Consider the following 21,379-nt stretch of genomic DNA (forward strand, 5'->3'; position numbering starts at 1 on the left):
CGACGAGGCGGAGAAGCGTGCCAGCGGCGTGATGAGGCGCCCTGCACGCGCCAGCCTAATGCACGAAACGCGCGACCACGTCGCGATAGCTCCGGCTCACTTTCACCTCGGCGCCGCTGTCGAGAACGAGAAAGCATTCCCCGTTGGTGTGCGGCCGGACCTGGCGCACCTGGTCGAGATTGACGATGGTCGAGCGATGTACGCGCTGGAACTTGCGCGGGTCGAGCCGACGTTCCAGGTCTTTCATCGTCTCGCGCAGAATCAGCGAGTTGTCGCCGGTGTATATGCACATATAGTCGCCGGCGGCCTCGATATGCTCGATCGAACTCACCTCGACCCGGAAGATCTGGCCCCGGTCCTTCACATTGATGAGCTTTTCGAACCGGTCGCTCGCTTCGCTTTCGCTGTCGACGAACTCTTCCGCCGCGTCGGGGGCGACCTCGCTCAGCACGTTGAGCAGCTTCTCCGCTTCCTCGGCGGAGCGTTTTTCGGACAAGCGCAGGCGGACGCGCTCGATCGTGTCGGCCAGCTTGTCCGGGTCGACCGGCTTCATCAGGTAATTGACCGCATTGGCCTCGAACGCGCGGATCGCATGTTCCTGAAACGCGGTGACGAAAACGAACAGCGGCGGCTCGATCTCCATCACGCCCTTGACCACCGAGAAGCCGTCGAACCCGGGCATCTGGATATCGAGGAAGACGAGATCGGGCTTTTCCGTCTTGATCTTGCGGATCGCCTCGCGGCCGTTGGCGCAAGTATCGATGACCTCGACATCCTCGAAAGGCTCCAGGCGGACCTGGAGGCCTTGAATGGCGAGCTTCTCGTCGTCGACGATAATGGTGCGAATGGTCATGTTTCGGTTCCGATTGGCCGCTTCGCCATCGGCGATGCGGCAGAGGGGGATATCGATTGTTCGGAGATACGCTGGCGGGACGCGGCGGGTTCCGCGCTGGCGGCAGGCTCGTAGGGGATCTCGATAATCACGGTGAAGCCGCCCTCGGGCGGGGTGCGGATCTCGAACACATGGTCGTCGCCATAGGCCTGCGCAAGCCGGTTCCTTATATTGGCGAGGCCGACCCCGGTCGAGACCGCCTGCCCGTCGCCAGAAAGTGCGAGTGGCAGGCTGGGGCGCATCGGGCTGTGTTGCAAGCCCGGCCCGGTGTCGGAAACGGCGATGCGCAGACGGTTTCCGACGAGCCGAGCCGTAACGCTGATTCGCGCGCCTTCCTCCTGCGGCGAAACCGCGTACTTGATCGCGTTTTCGACCAGCGGCTGGAGCAGCATCGAAGGCAGGCACCCTTGCGCCGCGGCGGGCTCGATCGCGAATTCGGTTCGCAGTCGTTCCTCGAACCGCATGCGTTCGATCCCGAGATAGAGTTTCAGCGTGTCGATTTCCTGCGCCAGCGTGACTTTGCCGCCGGGCTGGCTGATCAGCGTATGGCGCAGGAACGAGGATAGCCGGGTCAGCATGGCATTGGCCGGCTCCGTCTGCTTGAGAAGCACGAGCGTGCTGATCGAATTGAGCGTGTTGAACAGGAAATGCGGGTTCAGCTGGTACCGCAGCATTGCCAGCTGCGCGCCGGTGGCCTGGGCTTCCAGCCGTTCCAGCCGGTCCGCCTGCTCTTCGATCTGAAGAAAGAAATTGATCGCATAATAGAGCGCCGACCAGGTGCCGAGCAGTGTCAGCGGATAGATCAGGTAAGCGATCAGCAAGGCCGTGAACCCGGCCTCGCTTTCGGGCAGGGTCAAGCTCTTGGCCCAGACCCCGATCGAGGCGAAAGCCAGAACCGCCAGCGCCAGCGCCAGCGTCGAAAGCCCCCAGGTCACCAGCGGACGGCGATTGATCAACTCGCGATAGAGCACCGACAGGATCAGGCTTATCGAAAAGCCGGCGATCGTTTCGATCACGACGATCACGAAGAACGAGAAATCGAGCGCGTTGATCGCCCCCGAAACAACGCGGAGCAGCAGGGCGCCCCCCCAGCCTGCAAACTGCAGGTTCCAGAACGCGCGCGTCTTGTCCTCGAAAAACGGGGTCGGTCTGAAGGGCAGCATGGCCATGACGGGGGTCTTAGCCGATTTGTGCCGATTTGGTCAGATTGTTTTGACCCTCCGCCGCCGCAGGCGCTAAACTGCCTCGCCGGGAGAGAGAACAGATGGACAAGACGGTCGAACGCGCGACGTTTCGCGAAATGAAAGAGGGCACGGCGCAGGACTGGGCCATAATCGGCGGCGAATATCGCGCTTTCGCCCGCGGCCTGGCCGATCGCGTGCTCGACCACTTGCGCTTGCTGAAGGGCGATTTCGGCGGCTTTCCGGTCTGCCGACTGGAGCATTCGCTGCAGACCGCCACCCGCGCGCACCGCGATGGGCGCGACGAGCAATATGTCGTGATGGCGCTGTTGCACGACATCGGCGACACGCTGGGCAGCTATAACCATCCCGAAGTCGCCGCCGCCATTGTCGCGCCGTTCGTGCGCGACGAGCTGCACTGGATCTGCAAGCACCACGGGCATTTCCAAGGATATTACTATTTCCACTATCTCGGCATGGACCGCGATGCGCGCGAGGCGTTTCGCGGGCACGAGCATTTCGATGCCTGCGCCGAATTCTGCGAGAAATACGATCAGGCCGCCTTCGATCCCGATTACGAGAGCGAGCCGCTATCCTTCTTCGAACCGATGGTGCGCCGCGTGATGGCTCGGCCGCTGGCAAGCCTCTACCGCCTGGAAGAGCCTGCCGAAGCTGCCGAATGACGCCGGTGCCGCTTCGGCCTTGCCGAAAACGCCGCTAATCGGGGATTGCGCGCCGGAAGTATCGCGACCAGTCGGCCTCGCCCGCCTGCGCCAGGCGCGCTTCGACCTGCGCGATTTCGGCCTCGATCGTTTCCGCGCGCTCGTCCCAGCCGTCGTGCGTCCGCTTGCGGAACAGGCCGCCCCCGTGGCGCGGCCCCCATCGCTGCATGAAGCGCAGCGCCGCGTGCGGGTCGTAACCGGCATTGGCGAGCAGCCAGGGCATAAGACGGTCGGCCTCGCGCTCGGTCGCACGAATATCCCGCCGTTTTCGTCCCCGGGCATTAAGCCATTCGGGATGGCCGAGCAGGTTGTGCGCCAGCTCGTGCGCGATCGCCGCGGCCAGTTCGTCCTCGCGGTAACCGAACCCGGGGAAATCGCGACCGACCACCACGCGCGTGCCATCGGCCACCGCGCGCTTGCCCGCGACGACTTCGAACCGGCCGGGACAGGCAGCGACGCCGGAAATCTCCAGCGTCTTGCCGTCGTGCAGCGTCAGTTCGACCCTGCCGTTTGCGGCCAGCGAAGTTTCGATCATGCGGTGGAGCCGCGCCAGCCGGCGCCAGTCGTTCGCGGGTCCGGCGGGGATCGCGGCGGGATCCGCCCCGTCGATGGCCGCGATCCCGTCGTCGGGCCGCAGGCCCGCGGTTTCGGCGGGGGAGCCCGGTGCGACCGCCTGCACCGCGACCGGACCGGCGATGCCGTTTGCGGCACGGATCGCCGCGGGGTCGGCATAAGCGGCGATGTCCTGCAGGAGCAGGCCGATTGCCGGGCGCGCCTCGCGGCAAAAAGGTGCATTGCCCGTTGTCAGCCGCCAGCCGATCGCAAGCAGCCGTCTATCGGCCTGGCGCAGCGCTGCCAGATCCGCGGCCAGGGGGTCAGGGGAGGCGGCGATGCCGCGCGGCGCCGGTTGCGAAGCGGCGGCAGAGGGCAGGGCGAGAAGCGCGGCCAGCAGCGCCCCCGCTGCCGCGCGGCACGTCACGATCCGCGCGCCGCGGCCACGGCCTCCTTCAACCCGTCGTAGCCGATCGCCCCTTCGAAAACCTGGCCGCCGATCACCCAGCTCGGCGTGCCGGAGAAGCCGAGCTTCCGCGCGAAATCCATGTTCTTCGCCAGTTCGAAAGACACCTTCTCCGACCCGGCGAAGGCTTTCGCCGCGGCCATGTCGAGCCCCGCGGCCTGCGCCGCGCGGGCAATGCTTGTCTCTTCGGGCGGGCCGAGTTCGAACATGGCCTCGTGAAAAGCGGCGAACTTGCCCTGTTCGGCGGCGGCCAGCGCCATGCGCGCGGCGGCTTCGCTGCCCTGGAAGATGGGCCATTCGCGCACCACCACCCGCAGATCGGGGTTCGCTTCGACCAGCCGCGCCACGTCGGACCGGCTCATCCGGCAGTAGGTGCAGCCATAGTCGGTGAATTCGACCAGCGTCACGGTTCCTTCGGGATTGCCCAGAACGGCGCCGGGAAAGGGAGTCGCGACTTCGTCGGCGAGATCGGCCAGCTTCCCCTCGGCCTCGCGCGCCTGATAGCGTTCGGCCATTTCGGGCAGAATGTCCGGGTTGTCGAGCAGGTAGGCGCGCGTCCGCGCGTCGCCGAGGCCGCTCCACGACCACAGCGCCGCACCGGCAAAGCCGAATACCAGCGCGAGGGCCGCGGCGACGATATGATCGCGTCTCGTCATGGGCAGGGGCGCTACCGGCGCTCCCGCTCGCGTTCAAGCGCTGCACGCGCCTGCAGGGCGATATCCTGCGCCCGGATCCAGTCCGGCGACCCCTCGGGCAGACCCGCCTCGGCCGCCTGCGCGCTGCGAATGGCCATGGCGTATTGCCGGCTCATCACCTGCTGTTCCGCGCTTGCCAGGCGCGCCCGCGGCATGTCGCCGCGCGCGGCATAGACCACGCCCAGCTGGTACCAGGCAAAGGGATTGAGCCGGTCGCGCGCGACCGCGGCGCGCAGGATCCGTTCGGCTTCCTCGAAATGCGCCTGGTCCTCGGTCGCGATCAGCGCATGGCCGAACATCGATGCGATCAGTGGCTGGTTGCGGGTCAGTTCGCTCGCTCGGCGCAGCGGCTCCAGCGCAGCTTGCGGCTGCCCCGATTCGAGCAGGATCTGACCCTTGAGTTCGAGGAAGTAGGGATCGTTCGGCGCAATGGCGAGAAGGGCGTCCGTTTCGGCCAGCGCGCGGTCCATCTGCGCGTCCTTGTGCCAGGCATAGGCGCGGGCGTAGCGCGCCGGAATGTCGGTCATCGTTTCGGGATAGGCCTGCAAGGTGCGCTGCGGTGTCTTCTGATATCCGAACAGCTTGGCCTTTACGCGTTCGAACCGGCGCTGAAGCTCCGCATCGTCCGGCGCTTCCCAGGCCGGGTCGGCGTGATAGACCTCGCGCAGGCGGGCGATGCGGTCGCCCGAAAGCGGGTGGGTGCGGGCGAAGCCGGCCTCGTCGCTCTGGCTGTAGCCGTAACGGAATTCCTGGTTTTGCAGCTTGGCGAAAAAGGCCAGCGACCCGCGGCCCGAAATGCCGGCTTTCGACAGATACTCCGCGCCCGCCGCGTCGGCAGAGGATTCCTGCACGCGGCTGAAAGCGAGATACTTGCCCAGCGCGGCCTGCTGGCCGGCCATCATCACGCCCATGGCCGCTTCGCCGGCGCCTGCCAGCGCCGCGCCGACCCCGAGGAGCAGCGACAGCAGCGAGATATTCGTCGCCGCGCTGGCGCCTTCGGCATGGCGGATGATGTGGCCGCCGGTGATATGGCCCAACTCGTGCGCAATCACGCCCTGAACCTCGTTGGCGGTGTCTGCCGCGTCGATCAGGCCGGTGTGGATATAGACTGCCTGCCCGCCGGCGACGAAGGCGTTGATCGAGCTGTCGTTGATGAGGACGATGTCGACATTGCCCGGCTGAAGCCCGGCCGCCTCGATCAGCGGCGCGGCCATCTCGTCGAGTAGGGCCTCGGTCTCGGCATCGCGCAGGATCGACTGCGCCGCCACGGGCTGTGCAGCCAGCGACAGCGCGGCCACGAGTGCGAGGATTCGGGCGAGGAGGCGCATTGCCCCCCTTGCTAGCGGTTTGGCGGCTGAACCGCCAATGAAGAAATGTTCGAATGCGTGAACCGCGCGTCGGATCGCGGCGGGTCCTGCCGCGTTCAATTCGCCAGCCGGCGGGCGGCGCGTTCGACGAGCGCCTCGTCGCCCGATATCTCGCCCAGCACGGCGACTTCGCCCGAGTCCATCCGGCGGATGACCACGAGGCCGAATTCCTCTCCGCGGGGGGCGATCGCTTCGAACCCGCGCGGTTCGATCGCGCGCAGCTTGCGCATCAGCTTCTCGCGCGGCTTCCCGGCCTGCGACTGCCGCCCGGCTTCCTCCCGGCGCAACTGGCGCTCGGCCTTGACCACGCCTTTGAGGCCACCTTCCGCCTGGGCGAGAAAATCCGCCAGCGCGCCGGCTTCGAGACCCAGCCGGCGGGCGTGCGACAGCACGGCGGCATATTCGGTCAGGCGCGTCTTGTCGTAATCGACGCCGAAAACGAGCTTGACCACCGGCGTCATCGGCGCGCGCTGCTGCACCTTGAGGCCGTTCTCGCCGACCAGGCGGGCGAATTCCTCCGGCGCCTCGCTCGCGGCGAGGCTGAAGTCGTAGGCACGCGACACCGCGGCATAGAGCGCGCCGCGCGTGCGATCCTCGCTGTTGCGCGCTGCCTCCGCGCATTCGCGGGCGGCGGCCAGCGCTGCCGCAAGACCTTCGTCTGCCGGTGCGGGATCCGCCGCCGGAAGATCGGAACCGATGGCGAGCGCCTCGCTTTCCTCGACCGGCAAGGCATCGTCCGGTTCCAGCGGGATGGCATAGGCTTTTCGGGGGGCGGACTGGCGTGCGATCATTTCGGCCATCCGCCAGGGGCCTTCGGGTATCGGCGCCGGGGGCGTGTCCTCGCCGCCTGCATCCCATTCGCCCGGCCCGGCCGCGCCCGAAGGCCCGTCGGCCCAGTCGGTCACCGGATCGGGTTCGCGCGGCTTTTCGGCCGGCGCGTCTTCATCGAGCGCCTGGTCGATTTCCAGCATCAGCTCGTCGGTGGTGAGCTGGTCGGCCAGCTCCTTCCAGTTGATCACGCCGTAAATGAAGTCGATCGTGTCGTCGTCGCTCGAAAACGGCAGCAGGATGCCGCGATAGAGGATCGTCGCACCGCGCTGGTTGACGAATTCCGCTTCGAACCCGATCGGCGCCTGATTGGCCAGGATCTGCATGTAATGGTCGGTGATCCGGCTGAGCAGAGATCGGGCCGGGACGTCGGCCAGCGATTCGATCCCGCCGTTTGCGCCGCATTCCGTCGCAAGCTCCGCGCCGAGATAGGGAACGGCCGGGTTGTCGACGCCCGAGGTGAAATCGAGCAGCACGCTGTAGGGGCCGAAATCGGGCAGGTTCTCGGGATGGAGATCCTCGATCGAAGGGAACGTGCGCTCGTCGAGCAGGCTGGCCCAGTGGTTGTAGGCACGGACCTGCATCCGCCGCTCGTCGGTTCCGATTCCGGCAGGCGGAAGCTCGCTGCCGCCCTCCTCGTCGGAGTAGTCGTGGTCGCGATCCGCTTCGCCATAGTCGGACGAATCGAAGTTTCCGCGAAGTGTGTCCATTGCCGTGTCGAAGCCCCCGAATGCGGTGTGCAATGCCCGTTCTGGGCCCGTTCTGGCGCGACATGGTAAAGTTACCGTTAAGTCGTGCCGGCTGGCCTTTCCCCGCGGTTCCGGGTGGACGAATGCGGCACGATAGGTCGCAAATCGCAACGCACTATTGACAAGCGGGTAAGCAGGAGCAGGATGGGTCGTGCCACGCACCGGTGTGAAAAAGCGTGCGGGCGAGGAGAGAACATATGGCCACGCAGTTCGCCGAACAGCCCCGGCAGTATCGCACGTCGCCGATCGCGGTCGAAGCGCTGAAGGAGCACCTTGCGCTCCATCCCGAGGAGAAGTGGGAGCATACCCACCCCTACGACGTCAGCCGCAGCGACATCTATTACGAGGACCGGTGGCAGCCGATCTTCGCCGAAATGCGCGCCAAGGGGCCGCTGCACTGGGTCGACGAGAGCCCGGTGGGCCCATACTGGAACGTGGTCAGCCACAAGGCGATCGGCCACGTCGAGGCGCTGCCCGAGCTGTTTTCCTCCAGCTGGGAACACGGCGGGATCACGATCCTCAACAAGCTGGACGAGGAACAGCTCGCCGCGCAAGGCCGCGAGCGGTTCGAGCTGCCGATGTTCATCGCGATGGACCGGCCCAAGCACACCGATCAGCGCCGTACGGTCGCTCCCGCCTTCACCCCGGCCGAGATGAAGCGGCTCGAGGACGATATTCGCCATCGCACCGGCGAGCTGCTCGATTCGCTGCCGCGCGGCGAAGTGTTCGACTGGGTCGACAAGGTCTCGATCGAGCTGACCACCGGCATGCTGGCGATCCTGTTCGGCTTTCCGTGGGAGGATCGCCGCCTGCTGACCTTCTGGTCCGACTGGGCGGGCGATACCGAGATCGCCATGGTGCGCGATCTCGACGAGATGCGGCACGAGATCCTGCGCGAGATGGCGGCCTATTTCCAGCAGCTCTGGGCCGAGCGCGCGAACAAGGAGCCGGGGCCCGACCTGATCTCGATGATGATCCACTCGCCGGCGATGAACCAGATGAGCCCGCAGGAATTCATGGGCAACCTGGTGCTGCTGATCGTGGGCGGCAACGACACGACCCGCAACACGATGAGCGGGATCGTCCACGGGTTCGACACGTTCCCTGACCAGCGCAAGCTGTTCGAGGAGAACCCCGACCTGATCCCCAACGCGGTGCAGGAATGCATCCGCTACCAGACGCCGCTGGCGCACATGCGGCGCACTTGCACCGAAGATACCGAGCTGTTCGGAGAGCAGGTGAAGGCGGGCGACAAGCTGGTGCTGTGGTATCTTTCGGCCAACCGCGACGAGGAGGTGTTCGAGAACCCCGACAAGCTCGACATCACGCGCGAGAACGCGCGGCGGCACCTCGCCTTCGGCTACGGCATCCACCGCTGCGTCGGCGCGCGCTTGGCCGAGTTGCAACTGCGCGTGCTGCTGGAAGAAATGCATGCGCGGCGCATGCGGGTTCACCTGGCGGGCGATGTCGAGCGGGTGCGGGCCAACTTCGTCCACGGCTTCCGCAAGCTTGAGGTCGAGGTGACCGGCTTCTGAGCTTTGCTCGCGCCGTTTCGGCGAGGTTCATGCCGGTTGCGGCATATTCGCGGCGATGGACCTGACATCCGCCAGAATCGGCCGTCGCGCCGCCTTGCGCCTGGCAGCGCTTGGCTCGGCAGGGCTGGCACTCGGCGCATGCGGGAGCGGCCGGGCCGATGCGCGCCGGTGGAAAGTCGTCCGCAGCGAGGCCCAATGGCGCGCGCGGCTGACTCGCAGCCAATATCGCATCCTGCGTGAAGGCGGGACCGAGCGCGCGTTCTCCTCGCCGCTCGATCGGGAGGAGCGCGCCGGCACGTTCGTCTGTGCCGGGTGCGGCAATGCGCTCTATTCGTCGAAGACGAAGTACGACAGCGGCACCGGCTGGCCCAGCTTCTGGAAGCCGCTGCCGGGCGCTATCGCGACCGCGACCGATTTCAAGATCGGCTATCCGCGAACCGAAGTGCTCTGCGCCGATTGCGGCGGCCATCTGGGCCATGTCTTCGGCGATGGGCCTCCGCCGACGGGCAAGCGTTACTGCATGAACGGCGCCGCGATGCAGTTCCGCCCCGCCTGAGCGGGCCGGCGCCGCTTCGGCCTTGCTGAAAACGATTCTAGCTTTCGCCCTGCAGCGGAGCCAGGAGCGAGGGGCATTGCAGCCGTGCGGCGGTGTGCGCCAATTCGCGCAGGTTGAAGGTCGTATCGAAGGAAAGGCCGTAGTGCTGGCGATCGCGCCAGCGGACTCGGGCATGGATTTCCGGCAGGCGCCGCGAAACGAGGCGGAGCGGCTGATCGATCGCGAGAAAGGTCGCGCATTCGATGCAGGCGCCCTGTTGCGAGATATTGACCAGATCGCCTTCCAGGACCTGGCCCGTCGCTTCGATCCGCAGCGGCAGGCCCACATCGAGGCGCAAGGGGCGCTTGGGATAGTCGCCCGGTTCGGCCAGCAGGTCGGCAACCTCCACGTGCCGGGCGAAACGATAGCCGACTTCGTTGCCGCGGTTCCAGACCTCGTCGATCGCGTGGCGTTCGCCGCTCTGAAGCTCCAGCAGCAGGCCCTCCCCCCGGGGCAGGCGATGGAACCCGCGCAGGCTGACGCCCGTGGCCGAAACGTCGCGGATGACGCACAGAAACTGGCCTTGCGGTGCGATCAGCTTCGCCGCTCGCAGCAAAAGCGTGAAACGCGGGGCTGCCCGTGCATCGGCCGGCCCGGCCGGTTCCTGGCTGGAAGCCTGATCCATCAATCGCCTTTCGCCAGCAGCGGCCCATGGTATGCCGCCACTTGCCCAGATCGCATACGAACTATCAGCGATTGGTTGTCAAAGTTCTAAGGGATTTATCGTAGTGCCCGTTCGGGAACGGTGGTGCGGGCGGCGGGACTCGAACCCGCACGAGGGAAACCTCAGGGGATTTTAAGTCCCCGGCGTCTACCATTCCGCCACGCCCGCGGATCGTCTGCCGCGCGCAGGATCGCACGGGCCATGCGCGCGCCGGATTACTCGGCGTTCAGGCGTTCGCGCATTTCCTTGCCCGGCTTGAAATAGGGCACTCGCTTGGCCGGCACGTCCACCGGCTCGCCGGTGCGCGGGTTGCGGCCGGTGCGGGCCTTGCGTTCGCGGGTCGAGAAGGCGCCGAATCCGCGCAGTTCCACACGGCCGCCTTCGGTGAGGCGCGCCGCGATCTCCTCGAAGAAGATGTCCACCACCTGTTCGACTTCGTCCGCGCGCAGTTCAGGATTGTCCTTCGCCAGGGCCTGAAGCAGTTCCGATCGTATCATTCGCTTCCTCCGGTAGGCTTGGATGCTCGCGATCCCGGCGCGAATATCCAAGCAGCAGACCCGATCGCCATGTGTCGTTGCGCGATCATCGCCTGCGGTCTCGCGCCGCGAGGCATGCCAGATGTGCTCGCCGGGTGCAATCGCCGGGCTGCCACGCGGGCGCCCGGCGTCAGCCGCGCTCGAGCAGGTCGACCGGGTCGATCCCGAGGCGTTTCATCCGCGCGCGCAGTTCGGGCCATTCCTCGGCCAGGAACTGCTCGCGCTCGCTGCGGCGCAGCCGTTCGGCCGCACCGGCGACGACATACATGCCGACGCCGCGCTGAACTTCCACCAGACCGTCGGTCTGGAACTGCTGGTAGGCCTTGGCGACGGTGAGCGGATTTGCCCCCTGCTCGGCGGCGAACGCGCGCACCGATGGCAACATTTCCCCCTCGGCATAGTCGCCCTCTATGATGGCCGCGGCGATCTGATCGCGCAGCCTGAGGTAAACGGGGCGGCTCTGCTGTGTCATGGGCGGTGGATCATCGGCTTCGTCCTCGGCGCGCGGGGCGGCGCACCATGGTGCATCAGTGACATAACACAGCGCGGCGCGCAAGGTTCCGCCGCGCGGGAGCCTTTATGTTGCGACGAATCGTCGGTTTCGCCTGTAACTAATACTTCACATGGGAAAATCTGGCGTTAGGGTGCGCGAGCTGAATCGGGCCCGGGGAGCGCCCGCATGAACGGTTGATCCGACAAGGGAGGCGCATTCTAGATGGCAACGCAATCCATGCCGCATGGGGACTCGGCAGGAACGATCATCGGTCATCCCAAAGGGCTGTTCGTCCTTTTCTTTGCCGAGATGTGGGAACGCTTCTCCTACTACGGGATGCGCGCGCTGCTCATCTTCTATCTGGTGCAGCACTGGCTGTTTTCGGATGCCCAGGCATCGATCATCTACGGCGCCTACACCGCGCTGGTCTATATCGCCCCGGTCGTCGGCGGCTACCTCGCAGACCGATACCTCGGCCAGCGGAAGGCGGTCCTTTTCGGCGCCGTCCTGCTGACCCTCGGCCACTTCTTCATGGCGTTCGAAGGCGAGGGCGGACAGTCGAGCGTCATCATCAACGTGTTCTGGCTCGCGCTGGCGCTGATCATCGTCGGATCGGGCTTTTTGAAAGCCAACATCTCGGTGATGGTGGGGCAGCTCTATCCGCGGACCGATATCCGCCGCGACCCGGCCTATACCATCTTCTACATGGGGATTAACCTCGGCGCGGCGCTCGGCTCGCTGATCTGCGGCTACCTCGGCATGCACCCCGACTATGGCTGGTCCTACGGCTTCGGCGCCGCCGGCGTCGGCATGCTGCTGGGCCTCGTCGTGTTCATGTGGGGCAAGCCGCTGCTTCTGGGGCGCGGCGAGCCGAAGGAGCCGGCCAAGCTCAAACAGCGCCGGGCGGGGCTCAACCTCGAATGGTGGACCTATCTCGCCGGTCTGGCGATGGTCGCGCTCTGCTGGCTCGCGATTCAGTATCAGGACCTGGTCGGCTGGGTTCTCGCGATCTTTGGTCTCGGGCTGGTCGCTTATGTGATCTTCATCGCGGTGAGTCGTCTTTCCTCGGACGACCGCGATCGGATCTTCGCCGCGTTGTTCCTGATTTTCGTGTCGATCGTGTTCTGGGCACTGTTCGAACAGGCCGGTTCGTCGCTCAACCTGTTCACCGACCGCCACGTCGACCGTGAGTTCTTCGGAATTGCGCCCACCGCCGCGCAGTTCCAGTCGCTCAATGCGATCTACATCGTGCTCCTGGCGCCGTTGTTCGCGATCGTCTGGACATGGCTCGGCCGGCGCGGATGGGAGCCGTCCACGCCGATGAAATTCGGCCTCGGCGTGGTCCAGGTCGGCCTGGGCTTCCTCGTCCTCGTCTGGGGGGCGCAGGCGGTGGGTCTCGAAAACGCGACTCCCGTGCTCTTCATCTTCCTGATCTACCTGCTGCACACGACCGGCGAACTGTGCTTGTCGCCTGTGGGTTTGAGCGCGATGAATCGCCTCAGCCCGGCGCACATGGCCTCGCTGATCATGGGCACCTGGTTCTTCGCTTCGGCGACCGGCAATTTCGCCGCCGGCCTGATCGCCGCCGCAACGGGGGGCGAGAACGTGGGCGAAGAGGCTGGTCGCGACGTCGTGCTCGGCGTCTACCAGACCGTCGGTCTCTATGCCGTCGGAATCGGCGTCGCCGTCATGGTGATCAGCCCGCTGATCAAGCGCCTGATGCATCTCGACACCCTGGTCGACGACACGGTGGACGACGATCTTCTGGGTGGCGGCGAAGTGGGCGAGCCGCAGGCCGCCGGTATTCATCCGGCAACACGCCAGCAAGATTGAGGTTTGGGATTGCCGGGGGTGCGGAGCGATCTGCGCCCCTGCTTTTTCGGGGGTATCCACATGAAAGCGATCATCCGCCTGTTTTCCGTCGCAGCCACCGGTGCGCTGCTTGCGGCCTGCGCCACGACCGGTTCGGGAGAAACCGCCCGCTCCGCCAGCGCGCGCGACTATCCCGACAGGCCCTATCCTTCGACCTATCGGCCCTATCCCGGCGTGCCGACCGCGCTGGTCGGCGCCACGATCTACGACGGGGCCGGCGGGCGGATCGAGAATGGCACCGTGCTGTTTCGCGATGGGGAAATCGTCGCGGTCGGCGATGCGGCGCTTTCGACCGAAGGGTATACCCGGGTCGACGGCACCGGAAAGTTCGTCACCCCCGGGGTGATCGACATTCACAGCCACCTCGGCGATTATCCGACCCCCTCGGTCGATGCCCATTCGGACGGCAACGAGGCGACTGCCCCGACCACGCCCGACGTCTGGGCCGAACATTCGGTCTGGCCGCAAGACCCCGGCTTTACCCGCGCGCTCGCCAATGGTGGAGTCACCGCGCTGCAGATCCTGCCCGGCTCGGCCAATCTGATGGGTGGGCGTTCGGTCACGCTCAAGAACGTGCCCAGCCGCACGGTCCAGGGGATGAAGTTCCCCGGTGCGCCTTACGGCTTCAAGATGGCCTGTGGCGAAAATCCCAAGCGCGTCTATGGTGGCAAGGGGCGCAAGCCCTCGACCCGGATGGGCAACTTCGCGGTCAATCGCCAGACCTGGTACGAGGCGCGCGAATATGCCGACGGCGACCGCAAGAAGCGCGACCTGGCGAAAGAAACCCTGGCCGGCGTGCTCGATGGCGAGATCCTGGTCCACAACCATTGCTATCGTGCCGACGAGATGGCGCTGGTGATGGATATGGCCAAGGAGATGGGTTACCGCGTGACCGCGTTCCACCATGCGGTGGAGGCTTACAAGATCGGCGATCTCCTGCGCGAAAACGACGTGTGCAGCGCGATCTGGGCCGATTGGTATGGCTTCAAGATGGAAGCCTACGACGGAATTCTGGAGAACGCGGCGCTGCTGCGCCAGGCCGGGGCCTGCGTGGTGATCCATTCGGACAGCGACCAGGGCATTCAGCGCCTCAATCAGGAAGCGGCCAAGGCCCAGGCGGCCGGTGCGCGGATGGGGATCGCGATCCCCGATGCCGAAGTCATCGGGTGGTTCACGCTCAACGCGGCGAAGGCGATGGGCATTGCCGATATGACCGGCAGTCTCGAACCGGGCAAGATGGCCGATGTCGTGCTGTGGAACGGCGATCCGCTGTCGGTCTATTCCCGCCCGGAGAAGGTCTGGATCGACGGCGCGCTGATGTTCGATGCGCTCGATCCCAAGCGGCGGCCGGTGAGCGATTTCGAGCTGGGCCAGCCGGGCGAAGGAGACGTCAAATGATCCGCGCAGCTATCCTTGCGGCCGCCTTCGGTTCCGCTCTGGCCCTCTCGGCCTCCGCAGCCGCGCAGAACTTCGTCGTCACCAACGCCACGGTCGCGACCGGCGACGGCAGCGAGCCGATCGAGGGCGGCTACGTCGTGGTCGAGAACGGGCAGGTGACGCAAGTCGGCAGCGGGACCGCGACGGTCGGCTACCCCGCGATCGACGCCGGTGGCGGCTGGGTGACTCCCGGACTCGTCGCGACCGTCACCTCGCTGGGCCTGTGGGACGTGGGTGCGGTCGGCGAATCGAACGACACGCGCGCGAGCCGCTCGCCCTTCAGCGCCGCGCTCGACGTGGCCCCGGCGATCAATCCCAACTCGCAGCATATCATGATCCATCGCGCCGCCGGGATCACCCGCGCGGCCACCGTGACGACGCCCTCGGGCTCGATCTTCGGCGGACAAGGGGCGATCATCGATCTCGGTGCCGATGGCGATGCCGTCACCCGGGCCCGCGCGTTCCAGATCGTTTCGCTGGGCGAAAGCGGCGCGCGCCTCGCCGGCGGCAGCCGCGCCTCGGCCCATGCGCTGTTCCGCAACGCCCTGCGCGAAGCCGACCGGTTCGGAGAGGACGCGCGGATTCCCGGCCGCGCTTCCCGCCCGGCGGAACGCGATCCGGGCGACGACATGCCGCTCGACCCGCGGCTCGTCGCCGGCAATGCGGAGCGCGGCGACGACGTTCTGCTGACCCGCTTCGATGCCGCCGCGCTGGTGCCGGTCGTGCGCGGAGAGCAGCGGCTCTACGTCGAGGTCGAGCGCGCTTCGGACATTCGCAGCGTGCTGGCGCTCAAGCGCGAGTTTCCGCGGCTCGACCTGGTGCTGGTCGGCGCCAGCGAAGGCTGGCTGGTGGCGGACGAAATCGCCGCGGCCGGGGTGCCGGTGATCGCCGACGGGCTCGACGATCTGCCCGAACGGTTCGAGGAGCTGGCGTCGACCCAGTCGAACATCGGCCGCATGGCCGCGGCCGGGGTGAAAGTGGCGATCAATGCCTCGGCAATGGAAAACCCGCGCAATCTCAATCAGTTTGCCGGCAACCTGGTGGCCCTGGCGAAGATGCCGCGCGCTAGCGGGCTGAGCTGGGGGCAGGCGCTGGCGGCGATCACCTCGATCCCTGCGGAGATCAGCGGGCTTGGTGGCCGCGCGGGCGTGCTCGCCCCCGGCGCGGCCGGCGATCTGGTGATATGGGACAAGGACCCGCTGGAAGTGGGCGCCATGCCGGTCCGCGTGTTCATCGACGGGGTCGAACAGCCGCTCGACAACCATCAGAGCCGCTTGAAGGAACGCTATCGCGATCTCGACGAAAGCCGGCTGCCCAAGGCTTACGACTGGTAAGGCGATGACCGCGAGAAACGCCCAGCAGCCCGCCGGCGCGCTGACGACGCTGGCCGCGCTGGCAGCCGCGGCAATGGCCGTCGCGCTGTTCGCCCTGGTCCCGGCCCTGGCGCAGGATCCGGCACCCGATCGGTCGCGGGACACCGCCTGGCATAACGAGCAGCAGGCCGCGCTTGCCCGGTTGAAGCCGGAGGATGGTTGGCGCACGCTGGAAGGCGGCTTGCGCATCCGGCGGGTGAAGGGCGACGGCATCGGACCGCGTCCCACCGTCGAGGACCGGGTGACGATCCACTATGCCGGAACGCTGACCGACGGGACCACATTCGACAGTTCGTGGGACCGGGGGGAGCCGGCCAGTTTCCCGCTCGCCCGTCTTATCCCGGCCTGGCAGATGGCGGTCCCGCAGATGGCGGTGGGCGATACGATCGAAATCGCGGTGCCGGCCGATCTTGCCTATGGGGCCGGCGGCAAGAGGTCCATTCCGGGGAACGCGACTCTGCTGTTCACAATCGAGTTGATCGCTATAGAAGAGCAATAGGCACACGACCGGGGGAGATGCCTGGATGGACCCGCTTGTTTCCCTGAGCGCGGCGAGCGTGGCATTCGTCGGTACGCATTTCGCACTCTCGCATCCCTTGCGCGCCCCGATCGTCGGCGCGATCGGGGAGAAACCTTTCCTCGGCCTCTATTCGCTGGTCGCGCTTGCCACGTTCGTGTGGATGGTGCTGGCGTTTCGCGCCGCGCCGCCCGCCGACCTCGGCGGTTCCGGCCAGGTCGGATGGATTGTCGCGAGCGTGCTGACGATCCCTGCGCTAGTGCTGTTCCTCGGCTCCCTGTCGAAAAACCCCGCCCTGCCCGATCCGCGCGCGGCCCGATCGGCGCAGCGCGACCCCGCAGGGGTTTTTGCCGTCACCCGCCATCCGATGATGTGGGGCTTCGCGCTCTGGGCCATCGCCCATATCGCGCTGTGGTGGAGCGTTCGCACGCTGATCGTGGCCGGGGCAGTGCTGTTCCTCGCGCTGGTCGGCGCGCATATGCAGGACCGCAAGAAACGCGTCCTTATGGGCGAGGCCTGGGCCGGGTGGGAGGCGCGCACGCGTTACTGGCCGCGCTGGACCGCGCTGCCGCGCGCCGGTCTGGTCCTCTGGCTGGTCGCGCTGGCGCTATGGCTGGTGCTCACCTGGTCGCATATCCACGCCGCCGGCATTCCCGCCGGCCTGTGGCTCTGGATCGGCTGACCGTTCGCCCGGCAGGGCGTTGAGAAAGGTCAGCATCCGCGCCTCGGCCGCGTCGTGCCAGGCGAGATCGTGCCCGGCCCCGGGGAATATCTCCAGTTCGGCCGCCGGCAGGGCCTGCGCCAGAGCTTTGGCATGGGCGGGCGGGATGAGGCTGTCGGCATCGCCGTGCAGGATCAGGACCGGCGCCTCGATCGCGCCGATCTTGTCGATATTCTCGAATCGGTCGCGCAGCAGGATGCCGGTGGGAAGCCAGCGGATCTTTTCGCCCACGAGGCGCGAGAGGCTGGCGAAGGGCGAGATCAGCACCAGTGCGCGCACCCGGTGCTCCGCCGCCATCTGGACCGCGACCCCCGAACCGATCGAATTGCCGACTATGACGACTTCGCCCGGCGCGACTCCCCGCGCACGCAAGTACGCCAGGGCCGCGCGCCCATCCGCATAGAGCCCGTGCTCGCTCGGCCGCCCCGGATTGTCGCGATAGCCGCGATACTCGGCGGCCAGCACGCCATATCCTTCGGGCACCAGGCGATCGGTCGCGACGACGCTCGATTGCCAGTCGGCGCCGTTGCCGTGGAAATAGAGGATCGTCGGCCGGCCGTTCCTCGCCGGTCTGTATCCGGCGCGAATGGTAAGTCCGTCGGCCGTGGTATAGGCGATCCGCTCGAAACCTGCCGGCGCGCCGCCGGGGCCGCGCGGGGCCGGGTAGATGAAGCTGCGCTGCGCCACGAACAGGATACCCGCGAGCAGCAGGTATAGTCCCAGCAGGATGGCCGGAACGATCAGCAAGCGGCGCCTTGCCTTGCTGGGCACGCCCGAAACGAAGCCCCGGTCAGGCTCGCGCCTCTTCCACCCCGGCGCTGTTGTGGCGCAGGGCCTTCAACACCGTTTCGACGATATGCGGCGCGTTGAGCCCGGCCTCGTCGTACTGCCGTTCCGGCGTATCCTGGTCCTGGAACATGTCGGGCAGGCGCATCGTGCGGATCTTGAGGCCGGTGTCGAGCAGGCCCGCGTCGCTGGCGAAAGTCAGCACATGCGCCCCCAGCCCGCCGATAGCGGCTTCCTCGATCGTCACCACGACTTCGTGGCTGGCGGTAAGCTGTTCGATCAGCGCGGTGTCGAGCGGCTTTGCGAAGCGCATGTCGGCGACAGTCGTGGCGAGGCCTTTCGCCTCGAGCTGGTCGGCAGCCTTGAGCGCTTCGTGCAACCGGGTGCCGAGCGAGAGAATGGCGACTTTGCCTCCGCTTGCCTTGCCGCGCACCACGCGGCCCTTGCCGATTGCGAGCCTTTCCGGCGTTTCGGGCAGGGGCACGCCCACGCCCGCACCGCGGGGGTAGCGGAAGGCGATCGGGCCGTCGTCGTGCTCGGCGGCAGTATAAGTCATGTGGACCAGCTCCGCCTCGTCCGCCGCGGCCATGACCACGAAATTGGGCAAGGTGGCGAGATAGGTCACGTCGAACGATCCGGCGTGGGTCGCGCCGTCCGCCCCGACCAGCCCGGCGCGGTCGATCGCGAAGCGGACCGGCAGGTTCTGGATCGCGACGTCGTGCACCACCTGGTCGTAGGCGCGCTGGAGGAAGGTCGAATAGATCGCGGCGAACGGCCGCATGCCCTGCGCCGCCAGCCCGGCCGCGAACGTGACGCCGTGCTGTTCGGCAATGCCGACATCGAATGCGCGATCGGGGTGGGCCTGTGCGAATTTGTCCACCCCCGTGCCGCCGGGCATCGCAGCGGTGATGGCACAGATGCGCTTGTCGCTCTCGGCCAGTTTCGCCAGCGTTTCGCCGAAGACGTTCTGGTAATTGGGCGGGCCGCCGCTCGCCTTCTTCTGCTTGCCGGTGATGACGTCGAACCGGGCGACCCCGTGGTACTTGTCGGCGCTGTTTTCCGCCGGGGCATAGCCTTTGCCCTTCTTGGTCACGACGTGGACCAGGACCGGCCCCTGCTCGCTGTCGCGAACGTTTTCCAGCACCGGGATCAGGTGGTCGAGGTTGTGCCCGTCGATCGGGCCGACGTAGTAGAAGCCGAGTTCTTCGAACAGCGTGCCGCCGGTCACCATGCCGCGGGTATATTCCTCGGCCTTCTCGAGACTGGAATGCACCCGGCGCGAAAGCTTGCGCGCGACCTTGGAGGCGAGGTTCCTGAGGCCGAGATATTCGCTGGAGGATACCATTCGCGCCAGATAGGCCGACAGTCCCCCCACCGGCGGGGCGATCGACATGTCGTTGTCGTTGAGGATCACGACCAGGCGGTTGCCGGCCTGTTCGGCGTTGTTCATCGCCTCGTAGGCCATCCCCGCGCTCATCGCCCCGTCGCCGATCACGGCGATCGCCTTGCCCGGCCGGTCGTTCAGCTTGTTGGCCACGGCAAACCCCAGCCCGGCGGAAATCGAGGTGGAGGAATGGGCCGCGCCGAACGGATCGTATTCGCTCTCTGCCCGCTTGGTGAAGCCCGACAGCCCGCCGCCCTGGCGCAAGGTGCGGATGCGGTCGCGCCGCCCGGTGAGGATCTTGTGCGGGTAGGCCTGGTGGCCCACGTCCCAGATCAGCTTGTCCTCCGGCGTGGCGAAGACGTAATGGATCGCCACTGTCAGCTCGACCACGCCCAACCCGGAGCCCAGGTGTCCGCCGGTGCTGCCGACGGCGTCGATCATTTCGCTGCGCAGTTCGTCCGAAAGCTGGCGCAGCTGGGATTTTTCGAGCCGGCGGAGATCGTCCGGCGTGTCGACCGTGTCGAGCAGAGGTGTTTCAAGGGTTTGGCTCATTCCAACCGCCTTACACCGGGGAATGCGGGCTGTCGATGAAGCCTGCGTGCGAAGCGATCACCTCAGGCGGCGCAGGAATCGCACAGGCCGCGCACCTCGATGATCGGGCGGCGGGTGCGAAACGCGCTTTCCCCGGCTATTGCGCGGACCCGGCGCGAGACGGCCTCGTCGTCGACGTGCGTCGCCTCGCCGCAATCGTCGCAGACGAGGAAGATGCAATCGTGCGCGCACCCGGGATGGGTGTTGGCGAGATAGGCGTTGGCGCTTTCCACCCGCATGGCGAGGTTGTTGGCGACGAACAGGTCGAGAATGCGATAGACGCTGTTGGGCGCGACCCGCTTGCCTCGCGCGGCCGAAAGATTGTCGGCGATGTCGTAGGCCGAGGCGGGGCGGTCGTGCCGGGCCAGTTCCTCGAACACCGAACCGCGCATCGCGGTCCACTGTTCCCCCGACGCGATTAGCGCTTCGCGCGCGGCGGAGACGAGATCCTTGCCGCTGTGTTCGCGGTGGGCGTGATCTTTCGCGGTTGCCATGAAAGCCGATATAGCGATTGCTGCGGCGGCGCGCCAGCTTGCCGGGCCGGGGAGCCTAGCCGCGCTGAAACCGCGAACGGTAATGCGCGGGATAGAGGCGCTCGAGCGCCGCGATCTTCGGCCGGTCCCAGCGTTCGACGTAGCGGTTGTCGGGATTCTTCGCGAGGAAATCCTGGTGTTTCGCCTCGGCCGGGAAGAAAGTCCGCGCGGGTTCGATCTTGGCGACGATCGGCCGGCTCCATTTGCCGGAGGCTTCCATCTGGGCGAGATAGGCGCCGGCAACGGCGCGCTGTTCGGCGCCGATCGGGATCAGCGCGGTGCGATAGTGCGCGCCGATATCGGGCCCCTGCCGGTTCTTCAGCGTCGGATCGGCCACGACCGAGAAGAAGATGCGGACCAGTTCGTCGTACCGCACGACGGCGGGGTCGTAGACGACGCGCACGGCTTCCGCATGGTCGGTGACGCCGGAGGAAACGAGGTCGTAGCGCGCCTGGCGCTCGGCCCCGCCGTGATAGCCGGAAACCGCGCTCTTCACACCCTTGACGTGGCTGAAGACTCCTTCGACGCCCCAGAAGCAGCCGCCGGCGAAGATTGCGGTTTTCAGTTCGCCGGTTTCGCGGGCGATTCGCTCGGCCGGCGGTGCCGCGACGATCGTTTCCGCTGCGTCCGCCGCGGGCTGGCAGGCGCCGAGCGCCAGCGAACCCGCGAGGACGAGGAGAGACCTCACCGCAGCTGCGCGGCTTCGGCCGGAGGAGCGATCGCGCCGACGATGTCGGGACCGGCCTGCAGGCCGACGAGCAGCGCCCCGGCGGCAAAGCCGATGGCGAAATTGCGGAACAGGTCGGTCTTGAACAGTTTCATGGCGTGGGTCTTCGTGCGAATCTCTTGGCTTTGCGACCTAGCAGGCCGCGCTTTCGTCAAGGTGAACG

22 protein-coding genes and 1 tRNA gene are annotated in these 21,379 nt (G+C 66.6%); 8 read left to right on the plus strand and 15 right to left on the minus strand.

The genetic code is table 11. The features are described from left to right. Positions 1-55 precede the first annotated feature (55 nt). Positions 56-853, minus strand: coding sequence for a LytTR family DNA-binding domain-containing protein (locus V5F89_RS03375; RefSeq protein ID WP_338446847.1), 798 nt, complete (start codon positions 851-853; stop codon positions 56-58). Further along, on the minus strand, positions 850-2,061 hold the full coding sequence (locus V5F89_RS03380; RefSeq protein WP_338446848.1) for a sensor histidine kinase: 1,212 nt from the start codon (positions 2,059-2,061) through the stop codon (positions 850-852). Before V5F89_RS03380 ends, V5F89_RS03375 begins: the two co-directional genes overlap by 4 nt. A gap of 95 nt (positions 2,062-2,156) precedes the next feature. Between V5F89_RS03380 and V5F89_RS03385 the strand changes: the two genes are divergently transcribed. After that, positions 2,157-2,756: an HD domain-containing protein gene (locus tag V5F89_RS03385; protein ID WP_338446849.1), complete on the plus strand. Its 600-nt coding sequence runs from the start codon at positions 2,157-2,159 to the stop codon at positions 2,754-2,756. 34 nt (positions 2,757-2,790) lie between these two features. Here the strand turns inward: V5F89_RS03385 and V5F89_RS03390 are convergent, their stop codons facing one another. The 4 genes from V5F89_RS03390 to V5F89_RS03405 all read right to left on the minus strand — a co-directional run bounded on the left by V5F89_RS03390 (position 2,791) and on the right by V5F89_RS03405 (position 7,413). Further along, on the minus strand, positions 2,791-3,774 hold the full coding sequence (locus V5F89_RS03390; protein WP_338446850.1) for a M48 family metallopeptidase: 984 nt from the start codon (positions 3,772-3,774) through the stop codon (positions 2,791-2,793). Continuing rightward, positions 3,771-4,469: a DsbA family protein gene (locus V5F89_RS03395; protein ID WP_338446851.1), complete on the minus strand. Its 699-nt coding sequence runs from the start codon at positions 4,467-4,469 to the stop codon at positions 3,771-3,773. Before V5F89_RS03395 ends, V5F89_RS03390 begins: the two co-directional genes overlap by 4 nt. Before the next feature lie 11 nt (positions 4,470-4,480). Next, entirely contained in the window at positions 4,481-5,836 is a 1,356-nt protein-coding gene (locus V5F89_RS03400) for a M48 family metalloprotease (protein ID WP_338446852.1), read from the minus strand. 95 nt (positions 5,837-5,931) lie between these two features. After that, the gene (locus V5F89_RS03405) at positions 5,932-7,413 is read right to left on the minus strand and encodes a hypothetical protein (protein ID WP_338446853.1); all 1,482 of its coding nucleotides are present in this window, start codon (positions 7,411-7,413) and stop codon (positions 5,932-5,934) included. Positions 7,414-7,649: 236 nt separating this feature from the next. Here V5F89_RS03405 and V5F89_RS03410 point away from each other — a divergent pair, with 236 nt between their 5' ends. Then, positions 7,650-8,987 (plus strand): cytochrome P450, encoded by a 1,338-nt coding sequence (locus V5F89_RS03410; RefSeq protein ID WP_338446854.1) that lies wholly within the window; start codon positions 7,650-7,652, stop codon positions 8,985-8,987. A 55-nt stretch (positions 8,988-9,042) separates the two neighbouring features. After that, the gene (gene msrB, locus V5F89_RS03415) at positions 9,043-9,543 is read left to right on the plus strand and encodes a peptide-methionine (R)-S-oxide reductase MsrB (protein WP_338446855.1); all 501 of its coding nucleotides are present in this window, start codon (positions 9,043-9,045) and stop codon (positions 9,541-9,543) included. 37 nt (positions 9,544-9,580) lie between these two features. Here the strand turns inward: msrB and V5F89_RS03420 are convergent, their stop codons facing one another. The 4 genes from V5F89_RS03420 to V5F89_RS03435 form a co-directional block, all read right to left on the minus strand. Next, positions 9,581-10,207 carry a PilZ domain-containing protein gene (locus V5F89_RS03420; protein WP_338446856.1) on the minus strand — a complete coding sequence of 209 codons (627 nt, stop codon included), beginning with the start codon at positions 10,205-10,207 and terminating at the stop codon, positions 9,581-9,583. A gap of 121 nt (positions 10,208-10,328) precedes the next feature. After that, a tRNA-Leu gene (locus V5F89_RS03425) sits at positions 10,329-10,414 on the minus strand. A 47-nt stretch (positions 10,415-10,461) separates the two neighbouring features. Next, the gene (locus tag V5F89_RS03430; RefSeq protein WP_338446857.1) at positions 10,462-10,743 is read right to left on the minus strand and encodes an integration host factor subunit beta; all 282 of its coding nucleotides are present in this window, start codon (positions 10,741-10,743) and stop codon (positions 10,462-10,464) included. Positions 10,744-10,912: 169 nt separating this feature from the next. Further along, complete coding sequence (locus V5F89_RS03435) at positions 10,913-11,254, minus strand: GntR family transcriptional regulator (RefSeq protein WP_338446858.1); 342 nt, start codon at positions 11,252-11,254, stop codon at positions 10,913-10,915. Between the two features lie 243 nt (positions 11,255-11,497). Between V5F89_RS03435 and V5F89_RS03440 the strand changes: the two genes are divergently transcribed. Genes V5F89_RS03440 through V5F89_RS03460 form a run of 5 tightly spaced genes read left to right on the plus strand, consistent with a single transcriptional unit; the run spans position 11,498 to position 17,156 of the window. Then, a complete protein-coding gene (locus V5F89_RS03440; RefSeq protein WP_338446859.1) occupies positions 11,498-13,108 on the plus strand; it encodes a peptide MFS transporter in 1,611 nt (536 codons plus the stop codon). A gap of 60 nt (positions 13,109-13,168) precedes the next feature. Then, positions 13,169-14,545, plus strand: coding sequence for an amidohydrolase (locus V5F89_RS03445; RefSeq protein WP_338446860.1), 1,377 nt, complete (start codon positions 13,169-13,171; stop codon positions 14,543-14,545). After that, positions 14,542-15,918: an amidohydrolase family protein gene (locus tag V5F89_RS03450; protein ID WP_338446861.1), complete on the plus strand. Its 1,377-nt coding sequence runs from the start codon at positions 14,542-14,544 to the stop codon at positions 15,916-15,918. The genes V5F89_RS03445 and V5F89_RS03450 overlap by 4 nt, the downstream gene beginning before the upstream one ends. A 4-nt stretch (positions 15,919-15,922) precedes the next feature. Then, positions 15,923-16,456: an FKBP-type peptidyl-prolyl cis-trans isomerase gene (locus V5F89_RS03455; protein WP_338446862.1), complete on the plus strand. Its 534-nt coding sequence runs from the start codon at positions 15,923-15,925 to the stop codon at positions 16,454-16,456. Between the two features lie 25 nt (positions 16,457-16,481). After that, a complete protein-coding gene (locus V5F89_RS03460) occupies positions 16,482-17,156 on the plus strand; it encodes an NnrU family protein (RefSeq protein WP_338446863.1) in 675 nt (224 codons plus the stop codon). On the opposite strand, the gene V5F89_RS03465 is transcribed toward V5F89_RS03460, so the two are convergent. From V5F89_RS03465 to V5F89_RS03485, 5 genes are all read right to left on the minus strand, one after another. Then, positions 17,082-17,942 (minus strand): alpha/beta hydrolase, encoded by an 861-nt coding sequence (locus V5F89_RS03465; RefSeq protein ID WP_338446864.1) that lies wholly within the window; start codon positions 17,940-17,942, stop codon positions 17,082-17,084. The two genes, V5F89_RS03460 and V5F89_RS03465, sit on opposite strands and share 75 nt — an antisense overlap. 43 nt (positions 17,943-17,985) lie before the next feature. Then, entirely contained in the window at positions 17,986-19,917 is a 1,932-nt protein-coding gene (dxs, locus tag V5F89_RS03470) for a 1-deoxy-D-xylulose-5-phosphate synthase (RefSeq protein WP_338446865.1), read from the minus strand. A 62-nt stretch (positions 19,918-19,979) separates the two neighbouring features. Beyond that, entirely contained in the window at positions 19,980-20,450 is a 471-nt protein-coding gene (locus tag V5F89_RS03475) for a Fur family transcriptional regulator (protein ID WP_338446866.1), read from the minus strand. A gap of 55 nt (positions 20,451-20,505) precedes the next feature. Beyond that, complete coding sequence (msrA, locus tag V5F89_RS03480) at positions 20,506-21,177, minus strand: peptide-methionine (S)-S-oxide reductase MsrA (RefSeq protein ID WP_338446867.1); 672 nt, start codon at positions 21,175-21,177, stop codon at positions 20,506-20,508. Beyond that, complete coding sequence (locus V5F89_RS03485) at positions 21,174-21,311, minus strand: hypothetical protein (protein ID WP_338446868.1); 138 nt, start codon at positions 21,309-21,311, stop codon at positions 21,174-21,176. Before V5F89_RS03485 ends, msrA begins: the two co-directional genes overlap by 4 nt. Positions 21,312-21,379 lie beyond the last annotated feature (68 nt).

This window comes from Pelagerythrobacter marensis (genome assembly GCF_036700095.1).
Classification (GTDB): domain Bacteria; phylum Pseudomonadota; class Alphaproteobacteria; order Sphingomonadales; family Sphingomonadaceae; genus Pelagerythrobacter; species Pelagerythrobacter marensis_A.